This is a genomic window from Vibrio sp. 970 (assembly GCF_033339075.1).
Map to the genome: position 1 here is coordinate 1 of NZ_JAWOTW010000035.1, position 9,321 is coordinate 9,321.

General features: G+C 44.0%; 4 protein-coding genes and 1 riboswitch. Of the genes, 2 read left to right on the forward strand and 2 right to left on the reverse strand.

The features are described from left to right. Positions 1-89 precede the first annotated feature (89 nt). On the reverse strand, positions 90-1,211 hold the full coding sequence (locus tag R7Q11_RS24085; protein ID WP_017821323.1) for a pyridoxal-phosphate-dependent aminotransferase family protein: 1,122 nt from the start codon (positions 1,209-1,211) through the stop codon (positions 90-92). 220 nt (positions 1,212-1,431) lie between these two features. Next, positions 1,432-1,610: riboswitch (Lysine riboswitch) on the forward strand. Between the two features lie 101 nt (positions 1,611-1,711). Between R7Q11_RS24085 and lysC the strand changes: the two genes are divergently transcribed. Then, positions 1,712-3,064, forward strand: a complete 1,353-nt coding sequence (lysC, locus tag R7Q11_RS24090; protein ID WP_042523508.1) for a lysine-sensitive aspartokinase 3 — start codon at positions 1,712-1,714, stop codon at positions 3,062-3,064. An 86-nt stretch (positions 3,065-3,150) separates the two neighbouring features. Here the strand turns inward: lysC and metH are convergent, their stop codons facing one another. Beyond that, a complete protein-coding gene (gene metH, locus R7Q11_RS24095) occupies positions 3,151-6,831 on the reverse strand; it encodes a methionine synthase (RefSeq protein ID WP_136977033.1) in 3,681 nt (1,226 codons plus the stop codon). 191 nt (positions 6,832-7,022) lie between these two features. Here metH and R7Q11_RS24100 point away from each other — a divergent pair, with 191 nt between their 5' ends. After that, positions 7,023-8,354 (forward strand): cation:proton antiporter, encoded by a 1,332-nt coding sequence (locus R7Q11_RS24100; RefSeq protein ID WP_042523512.1) that lies wholly within the window; start codon positions 7,023-7,025, stop codon positions 8,352-8,354. Positions 8,355-9,321 lie beyond the last annotated feature (967 nt).

Sequence of the window (9,321 nt, forward strand, 5' to 3'; positions counted from 1 at the left end):
TAAAATACAAAACGCCCGATGAAGTACATCGAGCGTTTTAGTTAAAAAGTGTCAACCCATATCAGGACGGGTCACATTGCTGTATGATTTTATTCAGTGAGTGACTCTTCTAACGCTTTTAAGCACAGCGCAACGTTTTCAGATCGAGCGCCGTAACCCATTAAGCCAATACGCCACGCTTTACCAGCTAATGCCCCAAGGCCTGCACCAATTTCTAGGTTATAGGTTTCTAGCAAGTGAGCACGAACTTTTGCTTCATCAATTCCTTCAGGCACGTAAATCGCATTTAATTGTGGCAACCGATGGGCTTCGTCCACAACAAATTCAAATCCTAACTTTTGTAAGCCATTTTTGAGTTTTTCATGCATCAGTTGGTGACGAGCCCAAGCGTTTTCTAATCCTTCATTTTTCAGTATCAATAAAGCTTCATGAAGCGCATACAAGCTATTAACTGGCGCCGTATGATGGTAACTACGCTTGCCTTCTCCACTCCAATACCCCAAAACTAAACTCTGATCGAGGAACCAACTCTGTACTGGTGTTGTTCTTGCTTGAATCTTTTCAATCGCGGCAGGAGAAAACGTCACTGGTGAGAGTCCAGGTACACATGACAAACATTTTTGACTACCAGAGTAAACCGCATCCAGTTGCCATTCATCCACTTTTAACGGCACACCACCAAGCGATGTCACCGCATCAACAATAGATAATGCATTATGCTGTTTCGCGAGCTTACCCAATGCTTGAGCATCACTGACTGCACCAGTTGAGGTTTCCGCATGCACAAAAGCAAGAATTTTTGTATCTGGGTGCTGTTCGAGTGCTTGCTCGACTTTATCAATGGAAACAGGCGTCCCCCATTCATCATCGACGATAACAACTTCACCACCAGCACGGACGACATTTTCGCGCATGCGTTCACCAAATACACCATTACGGCAAACGATCACTTTATCGCCTTTCTCGATCAAGTTTACAAAGCAGGTTTCCATCCCTGCACTACCTGGCGCTGAAACCGCAATAGTGAACTCATTGTCAGTTTGAAAGGCATACTTCAATAGCTGCTTGAGCTCATCCATCATACCGATAAACAGAGGATCAAGGTGACCTACAGTAGGACGGCTTAGTGCTTGTAACACTTGAGGATAAATATCAGAAGGACCAGGTCCCATTAAAATACGGTGAGGCGGAATAAAGCTTTGGATCGACATGTCAGCTCCTTGATTATCTTTTATCCTGAGCATTCTAAAAGTTCTATTCAATAACATGGCTCAGGTGTAGGGTTCTTCACCCTAATAGATTTTTCCTCTATCAGCAATTAGCCGTAAGTATGGAGGTCAAACCAGTGTCACAAAATCGTTAATAAAAAACACCATAAAGGTTGAAATATTGATTGACATTAAGGCCTCAAAACCGTTCAATGTTTGAGCTTTATGTAGAAGAGGAGCGCTACCCAGGTAGATGATTTGTGGAACCGCAATTCCAACACCAATCATTGAGGGGGAGTAGTGCCGAGGTAAGTCAAAGTTGCAGGATTTGACTTGTCGGTTGAATTGGGCTGAATCCCATCAACTGTCATCAGCGCAGTCTGATGAAGGGCTTCTGAGGGTAAATTTTTCAAATAGCATTCTAAATACCTCTCTTTTTGCTCTGTTCCTTTTCTCACTAAACATTGGATGTACAATTTTTTAGGAAGCCGTGGGAGAACGCAGTGAGCGCATTTAACGTAGCTAAATTCGGTGGAACCAGTGTTGCCAACTTTGAGGCAATGAGTCGTTGCGCCACCATTATCGAAAACAATCCAAATACTCGCCTGGTCGTGAGCAGCGCTTGCTCTGGCGTCACCAACCTATTGGTAGAACTCGCCAACGGTGTTCAGGATCAAACGCACCGTACTGAGCTGCTACAAAATTTGGCCAACATTCATGACGCCATTTTAACTCAGCTCGAAGACAGCACGAAAACTGCTGCCGAGGTGTATGGCATATTAGATACCGTAACCAGCCTGGCCGAGGCTGCATCTATCCAAGCTAGTGCGAAGTTAACCGATCATTTAGTCGCATGTGGTGAACTCATGTCGACGCATATTCTAACTCAGTTAATGTGTGAGCGAGGCATTCAAGCTGTGCGCTTTGATATCCGCGATGTGCTGCGTACTGATGACAACTTTGGTCGCGCGGAGCCAAACATTGAAGCAATTTCGACGCTTGCGCAAGATAAACTCGTACCACTTTGCCAACAATCCGTTGTTGTTACTCAAGGCTTCATAGGATCTGACGAAGCCGGTAATACAACAACATTAGGTCGAGGGGGCAGCGATTACAGCGCCGCCTTAATTGCTGAGAGCGTTAAAGCGGCAGGGCTAGAAATCTGGACTGATGTTCCGGGCATCTACACAACAGACCCGCGAATTGCGCCAAAAGCCTCACCAATTCCTGAGATCAGCTTTAGTGAAGCTTCAGAAATGGCTAACTTTGGCGCTAAAATCCTTCATCCTTCTACGCTAGTACCCGCATTACGCCACGACATTCCGGTATTTGTAGGGTCATCGAAAGAGCCAGAAAAAGGGGGAACTTGGATTCGCCACCAAGTCGAAAGCTCACCGTTATTCCGTGCGCTAGCTTTGCGTTGTAACCAAACCATGGTAACGCTACGCAGCGCCAATATGTTCCACGCATACGGCTTCTTAGCAAAGGTCTTTGAGATCCTTGCAAAGCATAAGATCTCTGTCGATTTGATCACAACATCTGAAATCAGTGTATCGTTAACACTTGATCAAACCGATACATCCGGCGGCGCGCCGCAGCTGCCGCAAGCTGTACGAGAAGAGTTAGAAGAGCTATGTAAGGTAGAAGTTGAACATGACCTATGCCTCGTTGCTCTCATTGGTAACAACATGAGTGAGAGTAAAGGCTACGCGAAACAGGTTTTTGGCACGCTAGAAGATTTTAACCTACGCATGATTTGTTATGGCGCTAGCCCTCACAACTTATGCTTCTTGCTCCATGAATCAGTATCGAAACAAGCCATACAAAAACTCCACACCGAGTTGTTTGAGAAGTAAGTTCAACTCAATAAAACAAAGGGCTGCGTATTTGCAGTCCTTTGTCGTTTCATTAGTTGTTACATTTGGACGAGGTAAACATCAATTTAACCGTTAATGTTTGGCCCTAACCATTTTTCAGCCTCGATCCTATCCCACCCCTTACGATCGGCGTAACTCTCTAGCTGATCTTCTTGGATCTGTGCGATCGCAAAGTAACGTGAGTCAGGATGAGAGAAATACCAACCAGAGACTGACGCGCCCGGATACATTGCATAGCTGGAGGTTAGAGTCATACCAATGTTCTCTTCCACATTAAGTAACTCCCAAAGCGGTCCTTTTTCAGTATGTTCAGGACACGCGGGATAACCCGGCGCAGGGCGAATACCTTGGTATTTTTCACGAATGAGATCATCGTTAGATAAATCTTCATCAGCTGCATAACCCCAAATTTCTTTACGGACACGCTCATGCAAATACTCAGCAAACGCTTCGGCTAGGCGATCCGCCACCGCTTGAATCATAATTGCGTTGTAATCATCTCCCTGTGCTTTGTATTCATCAGCAAGCTCTCGTTCACCAATACCACCAGTGACAGCAAATGCCCCTATCCAATCATGTTTACCCGACTCTTTAGGTGCGATGTAGTCGGATAAACAATAGTTGAATCCTTTTGGTTTCTCGGTCTGTTGTCGCAAGTTACGTAATACTTTCACAACGTCGGTACGAGTTTCATCAGTATAAACTTCAATGTCGTCCCCCACGCTCGCAGCAGGGAATAAGCCACACATTCCACGCGCTTTTAACAGGCCTTCTCGCTCAACTCGATCAAGTAACTCGTTGGCATCTTCGAATAAACGTTTTGCTTCTTCACCAACTTCTTCATGTTGGAAAATTGTTGGATACTTACCCACAAGTGACCAAGTCATAAAGAATGGTGTCCAATCGATGTATTGACGTAATATAGCCACATCAAAATCATCGAAGATATGAATGCCAGGCTTAACAGGCACTGGAGGAGTATAAGCTTCCCAATCGATCGCAACTTTATTCGCTCGAGCCGCTTCTAATGTCACTGGTTTGGTTCTCGGTTTCTTTCGATTATGTTGATCACGTACTCGTTCGTAATCAGCTTCAAGTTTTTCAACAAATTCAGGGCGACGTTCATCTGACAGAAGAGAAGTACATACGCCCACTGCACGTGAGGCGTTGTTCACGTAAACCACTGGATGCTTGTAATTTTGCTCAATCTTAACTGCTGTATGGGCTTTTGACGTTGTTGCGCCACCGATGAGAAGAGGTAAGTTAAAGTCGAGACGCTCCATCTCTTTTGCAACATGCACCATTTCGTCTAATGAAGGCGTGATCAACCCTGATAAACCAATAATATCGACGTTTTCTTCTTGCGCTACTTTTAAGATCTTTTCGCAAGGAACCATGACACCAAGATCAATAATTTCATAATTATTGCACTGCAATACAACGCCAACGATATTTTTCCCGATATCATGTACATCACCTTTGACCGTCGCTAGCAAAATCTTACCGTTTGTTTGTCCCACCTGCTTTTCTGCATTGATGTAGGGCTCCAGATGCGCGACTGCTTGCTTCATCACTCGTGCAGATTTTACGACCTGAGGAAGGAACATTTTACCTTCACCAAACAAGTCTCCGACGACGTTCATCCCATCCATTAGTGGGCCTTCAATCACCTCTAATGGCTTTGAAGCGTTGACACGAGCCTCTTCGGTATCATCAACGATGAACTCAGTTATTCCTTTCACTAACGCGTGCTCTAAACGCTTTTCAACAGGCCAAGTTCTCCACTCAAGTGCAGAGGCATCCTCCTCTTTACCTACCCCTTTGCCTGCATATTCCGCCGCGATATCTAACAATCTCTCAGTGGCGTCATCACGACGGTTAAGAACGACATCTTCCACAGCCTCACGCAATTTTTCAGGCACGTTATCGTAGATTTCTAACTGACCCGCATTCACAATCCCCATATCCATACCATTTTTAAAACAGTGGTAGAGGAACACCGCGTGAATCGCTTCACGTACATAGTTATTGCCACGGAAAGAGAATGAGACGTTAGAAACACCACCAGATATCATCGCATGTGGTAAATCACGTTTGATATCGCCAACGGCTTCAATGAAATCCACCGCGTAGTTATTATGCTCCTCGATCCCCGTAGCAATGGCAAAAATGTTGGGGTCAAAAATGATGTCTTCTGGTGGAAAGCCCACTTCATCAACAAGAATTCGGTAAGCGTTGGTACAAATTTCTACTTTGCGCTCACGTGTATCTGCTTGCCCAATCTCATCAAACGCCATCACAATCACAGCCGCACCGTAACGGCGGATCAACTTAGCTTGTTCAACGAATTTCTCTTTGCCTTCTTTGAGAGAGATCGAGTTAACAATGCCTTTGCCTTGGATGCACTTAAGACCGGCTTCAATAACCTCCCACTTGGAAGAGTCAACCATGATTGGTACTTTTGAGATTTCAGGTTCTGACGCACAAAGGTTTAAAAAGCGAACCATACAAGCTTGTGCATCCAACATGCCTTCATCCATGTTGATATCGATAATTTGAGCGCCATTTTCAACTTGTTGACGAGCCACATCGAGCGCTTCATCGTACAGCTCTTCTTTAATTAAGCGCTTAAAACGCGCAGAACCGGTTACATTCGTACGCTCACCGACATTGATAAATAAAGAGTCTTTATCAATAGCGAGTGGCTCCAGGCCAGACAAGCGACAAGCAACGGGAAGTTCAGGTAATTGACGAGGGGCGATATTTTCAACCGCGAGTGCCATTTGGCGAATGTGCTCAGGAGTTGTACCACAACACCCACCAATCAAGTTTAAAAAGCCACTTTGAGCCCACTCTTTAACATGCTTAGCCATATCTTCTGGCGACAAATCGTATTCGCCGAATGCATTCGGAAGCCCAGCATTTGGGTGAGCGGAAACAAAAGATTCTGATATACGCGAGAGCTCTTCAACATAAGGACGCAGTTCATCCGGGCCAAGTGCACAGTTCAAACCAAACGAAATCGGTTTAACATGACGTAATGAGTTGTAAAACGCTTCTGTGGTTTGACCGGATAATGTTCTACCGGAAGCATCAGTAATAGTCCCCGAGATCATCACAGGTAACTCAATACCCATCTCTTCAAACACACTTTCAACAGCAAATGAACAAGCCTTAGCGTTAAGCGTATCGAAGATGGTCTCGATAAGAATAAGATCAGAACCACCTTTAATCAGCGCTCGAGTCGATTCAGAGTAAGCCTCAACTAACTCGTCGAAAGAAACATTTCGATATCCAGGGTCGTTTACATCAGGAGAGATAGAACAAGTGCGGTTCGTCGGCCCTAAAACCCCTGCGACATAACGCGGTTTATCGGGTGTTTTTGCGGTCCATTCGTCTGCAACTTCACGTGCAAGCTTGGCAGCAGCAAAGTTAATTTCTTCACTTAGGCTTTCCATCTCGTAGTCAGCCATCGCAATGGTTGTTGCGTTAAACGTGTTGGTTTCGAGAATATCTGCACCCGCTTCTAAATATGCAGCGTGAATGTCCTTGATAAGTTGAGGCTGACTTAGAACCAACAGGTCGTTGTTACCTTTTAGATCACAATGCCAATCCGCAAAGCGCGTTCCTCGATAGTCTTGCTCTTCAAGTTTGTACCCTTGAATCATGGTTCCCATACCACCATCAATCAAAAGAATACGTTGCTTCAATTGAGCTTCAATCTGTTGTCTTACGTTACTTCCCACAGTACAGCCTCATTCCTTTAGTTATCTTTCCATCCTATCACACAAACTTCAGGAGTCTAGACGTCTAAACGTGGAATTAATGATTATTTTATCTCCTTCTTAACTTACAAAATAATCACGAAAAAATGTTTGCTATTTAAGCAGCATCAGCCGAGAATTCCATTCATAAAATGTTACAAATAGAGAGCTCTATGTCGGTCTATCATACTTTATGTTTTCTATCCGCAGCTGCGATGCTAATTGCTTTTGTAAACAGCAAGATAGGAAAGATGCAAACCACCATTGCGATTACCGCAGGTTCAATGGTGCTTTCACTTCTAATCTTAATTGCGGGTCAAAACAACTGGTTCCATCTCACCGAAATTGCGACGGAGACGGTCACAAGGATTAACTTCGAAGATTTCTTGCTCAAAGGCATTCTTGGCTTCTTACTATTTGCTGGTGGACTAGGCATCAAACTCCCGAACCTTAAAGATCAGAAGTGGGAGATCACTGTTTTAGCCCTTGGAGCTACACTGTTTTCTACGTTCTTTATTGGATTTGCGCTGTATGGGTTTTGTCAGTTAATTGGCATCCAATTTGATTTGGTCTACTGCTTACTATTTGGTGCTCTAATATCGCCAACTGACCCAATCGCTGTATTGGCTATTGTGAAAAAACTCGATGCTCCTAAACGTATCTCCACTCAGATTGAAGGAGAATCGCTCTTCAATGATGGCTTCGGTTTGGTTATCTTCGTCACTCTATTTACGATTGCATTTGGCACTGAGGCACCAACTGTAGGTAGTGTCACCTTACTCTTCATCCAAGAAGCTATCGGTGGTATCGCATATGGTTTCGTCCTCGGTTTGCTATTCCACTACTTGATCAGTGCCACCGATGATCACTCAATGGAATTGTTACTTACCATTGGTGTCCCAACAGCAGGTTACGCATTTGCTGAATACATCCATGTATCAGGCCCACTCGCAATGGTTGTATCCGGTATTATGATTGGCAACTGGACACGCTTTATTGGCTTTTCAAAAGAGAGTGAAGATCACCTTGACCATTTTTGGGAGCTTGTTGATGAATTCTTGAATGGCGTGTTATTCCTACTGATCGGTATGTCGATGCTGCTATTTGAATTCCACAAAGAAGACTGGATCATGATGGCTATTTCAGTCCCTCTTGTACTAGCAGCTCGCTATCTAAGTGTATTTCTTTCTTACATAGGCTTTAAACGTTACAGAAAATATAATCCATGGTCAGTGCGTATTTTGACGTGGGGCGGTTTACGCGGAGGCCTAGCACTAGCGATGGCACTTTCTATTCCATCTGGTATTTGGGTGATTCAAGATAAGTTAATCGATGTAAAAGAGATTATTCTTGTAATGACCTACTCCGTCGTTGTTTTCTCTATCCTCATTCAAGGCTCAACAATCACTCCAATGATTGAAAAAGCAAAAGCAGAAGAGAAGAAGATGGAAGAGAACAACCAAGCAATAACCACTCCGGAACATACGGAGCCAGTGGACTCTTAAAGACACGTAACTTAATAGATAAAAAGCAGCTACCTAGCTGCTTTTTTCATAACTAATTTTCAGACTCCCCTTCAAGGACGAATGCTCCTTATTCTTTGATATACCATCAAATATACGAAGAATCGCTACGCTACATTGTCATAGATACTAACTATTGCTGATAGATAGTATTCATAGACGAGCCTTTTAATTTACCCATTTTCATCTGTATCACTTCTCTTCCCTTGGCAATATAGGCTCCTCGCAAACATCAAAGCTAAACTTCCACAATACTTAGCAATGAGCGAGTTTGTATTTTTATGAGAAAGAGGCATTTAGGGTAATTGCGTTCAGAACCCAAACAGGTTAGCAACCTCACCAAGATAAAACTGAGCTAGCATTCAGGTAGATCAAAGCCTTAACAGAAATGTAGCCCCCCTCCCTCTTGATCTCAGTGAGACTAAACTTGTATTCAAAGTCGTCCTGTTTTCAAATTAGAAACAAGCGACACTTCAAACAATTAAACTCTGTCACATAACTAGATTTTCTAATATCGAATAAAAGGAGCTTTGGTTAGAGCTTGGTATCGGAATAAGGCTAAGACTAAGGCACAGAGTTACATGCTAGCTCGTTCACGACGATATTAAAACCATGTGAAGAGAAACCTCCCCCGAAAATAACATAACCTAGTGAATAAATTCTCCAGGTAATAATAAAGGAAGCTTTGGTAAGTTAAGTACAGGGGCTCAAAACTAGCGCTCGAGACTGCAGAAACCACACAAAACTGCGTTCCACTTCACTCATAACAGGGCTTAGAAAGCATCGCCAGAGGGAAGCCGGCCTCTCGATGCAAGGTTTCAATATGAAAGTGAGTTTCAGGTAAGTCGGGGGAACCAGAACGAAAAAAGCCTCAGTCTTTCGACTGAGGCTTAATATAAGTGGCGGAGTGGACGGGACTCGAACCCGCGACCCCCGGCGTGACAGGCCG

Bases quoted from the DNA above. Each gene is read 5' to 3' on its own strand.
- R7Q11_RS24085 (WP_017821323.1), bottom strand. From the start codon at position 1,211: ATGTCGATCCAAAGCTTTATTCCGCCTCACCGTATTTTAATGGGACCT.
- R7Q11_RS24100 (WP_042523512.1), top strand. From the start codon at position 7,023: ATGTCGGTCTATCATACTTTATGTTTTCTATCCGCAGCTGCGATGCTA.